3 protein-coding genes are annotated in these 2169 nt (G+C 72.2%); all 3 read left to right on the forward strand.

Translation table 11 applies throughout. The features are described from left to right. A partial coding sequence (locus tag AB0C29_RS45010) for an ANTAR domain-containing protein (RefSeq protein WP_360834026.1) occupies positions 1-400 on the forward strand: 400 nt, incomplete at its 5' end. A 171-nt stretch (positions 401-571) separates the two neighbouring features. Beyond that, positions 572-1216 carry a GAF and ANTAR domain-containing protein gene (locus AB0C29_RS45015; RefSeq protein WP_360834028.1) on the forward strand — a complete coding sequence of 215 codons (645 nt, stop codon included), beginning with the start codon at positions 572-574 and terminating at the stop codon, positions 1214-1216. Between the two features lie 37 nt (positions 1217-1253). Further along, positions 1254-1985, forward strand: coding sequence for a GAF and ANTAR domain-containing protein (locus AB0C29_RS45020; protein ID WP_360834030.1), 732 nt, complete (start codon positions 1254-1256; stop codon positions 1983-1985). The last annotated feature ends 184 nt before the right edge of the window (positions 1986-2169 follow it).

Consider the following 2169-nt stretch of genomic DNA (forward strand, 5'->3'; position numbering starts at 1 on the left):
GCCCGGGTTCGCCGACGAGGCCCGCCGGGCCGGGTTCGCCGCGGTGCACGTCTTCCCGATGCGCCTGCGGACCGAGTCTCTCGGCGCCCTGAGCCTGTTCCGTCCCCGGCCCGGCGAGCTGCCGGCCCGGACGGTGGACACCGCGCAGGCGTTCGCGGACGTCGCCTCGATCGGGCTGTTGCAGGAACGCGCGATCCGGCACGGTCAGGTGGTGGCCGGGCAACTGCAGAACGCGCTGCAGAGCCGGATCGAGATCGAGCAGGCGAAGGGGCTGATCGCCGGCCGGCACGGTCTTGCCGTCGAGGAGGCGTTCGCACTGCTCCGCGGGGCCGCCCGCAGCCGTAATCAGCGGGTGTCGGACCTCGCCGCCGCCGTCGTACGCGGCCACACTGTGCTCTGAGGACACGGGTCCCGGACGGCCGGCCTGCGGTACGGTGAGCCGGTCGACCAGCACGTCGATGCTCGGCTGCCCCGGACCCCGGCAGCACCTCAGCCGAAAGGTGCGGCCATGTCCCGCTCGGCGCCGCAGTGGCACCGCCCTCCCCGCACCGGCGGGTGAGCGGCGATGTCGATGGACCTCGAACCCGGCGATCGCGTCGACCGGTTGCGCCGGCTCTGCCGTCTGGCGGTGCGGACGCTGCCCGCCTCGGGTGCCGGGCTGTCCGTGCTCGCCCAGGACCGGCAGTTCAGCATGCTGACCGCGGCGGACCCGGTGAGCGAACGCCTCGAGGAGCTGCAGTTCGTCCTGGGCGAGGGCCCGTGCGTCGACGCTTCCGCCGACCGCAGTCCGGTGCTGGTGGCCGATCTGGCGAGCGAGGGACTCCAGCGCTGGCCGGCCTACGCCTCGGCGGTGCTGGAGGCCGGCATGTGCGCCGTCTTCGCGTTCCCGCTCCAGATCGGCGCTGCCCAGCTCGGCGTCCTCGACTTGTTCCGCGCCCGGACCGGCTCGCTCTCCGGTGCCGAACTGGGACGGGCGCTGACCCTGGCCGACCGGGCGGTCACGGTGCTGCTGGCCGACGGGCTGGACGGGGACGAGCCGCTGGGCGCGACGACGGAGTTGTTCCAGGCCCAGGGCATGGTCATGGTCCAGATCGGCGGCACGCTGCCGGAGGCGATGGCCCGGATCCGGGCGTACGCGTACGCCCGCGACCGCCGGCTCGCCGACGTGGCCCGCGCGATAGTGGCGCGCGAACTGCGCTTCGAGCGTGATGGGTGAAGACTTCGAGGAAGCAGTCCATGCACCGGAGGAAGACATGACGACCGTATCGGCCGAGCGTCTCTCGCGGATCTTCGTCGAGGTGGCGGACACGCTTGTGGACGACTTCGACCTGCACGACTTCCTGCACATGCTGACCGTGCGCACGGCGGACCTGGTCGGTGCCTCCGCGGTCGGCATCCTGCTGGCGGACCAGCGCGGGCGGCTGCGCTTCATGGCCGCCTCGGACGAGAAGGCCCGGATCCTGGAGATCTTCCAGGTGCAGATGAGCGAGGGGCCGTGCTTCGACGCGTACCGCACCGCCCAGCCGGTGCTCAACGCGGACCTGGCGGACGAGGGCACCCGCTGGCCGGAGTTCACCCGGCACGCCCTCGCCGCGGGTTTCCGGTCCGTGCACGCGTTCCCGATGCGGGTACGCCAGGAGGTCATCGGGGCACTCAACGTCTTCGGCAGCACGGTCGGCGGCAACTTCGACGACGCGGACGTGCCGATCGTGCAGGCGCTCACCGACGTGGCCGCGATCGCCCTGCTCCAGGAGCGCGCGGTGCGCCGCGGTGAGGTCCTCACCGAGCAGTTGCAGGGCGCGCTGAACAGCCGGATCGTCATCGAGCAGGCCAAGGGTGCGATCGCCCAGGCCCACGACATCTCCATCGATGCCGCCTTCACGGCGTTGCGCGGCTACTCCCGCCGCACCAACCGCAAGCTCACCGAGGTGGCCCAGGCCGTGCTGGCGGATCCGGCTCTGATCGCCGCGCTGACGCACGACTGACGGGCCGGGGCGGCGGATACCGTGGCGGCATGATCGCTACTCCGGGGCTGAGCTTCCGCGACCATGTTCTCGCCGTACCGCTGGATCACGACGACCCCGGCGGACCGGCCATCGAGCTCTTCGCCCGGGAGGTCGTGGCCCCGGAGCGGGCCGGCGACGACCTGCCGTGGCTGCTGTTTCTGCA

The organism is Actinoplanes sp. NPDC048791, from assembly GCF_040650095.1.
GTDB lineage: Bacteria > Actinomycetota > Actinomycetes > Mycobacteriales > Micromonosporaceae > Actinoplanes.

What these genes read in the sequence shown, in the direction of transcription:
- AB0C29_RS45020 (WP_360834030.1), top strand. Translation starts at nt 1,254, where the DNA reads ATGACGACCGTATCGGCCGAGCGTCTCTCGCGGATCTTCGTCGAGGTG.
- AB0C29_RS45015 (WP_360834028.1), top strand. Translation starts at nt 572, where the DNA reads ATGGACCTCGAACCCGGCGATCGCGTCGACCGGTTGCGCCGGCTCTGC.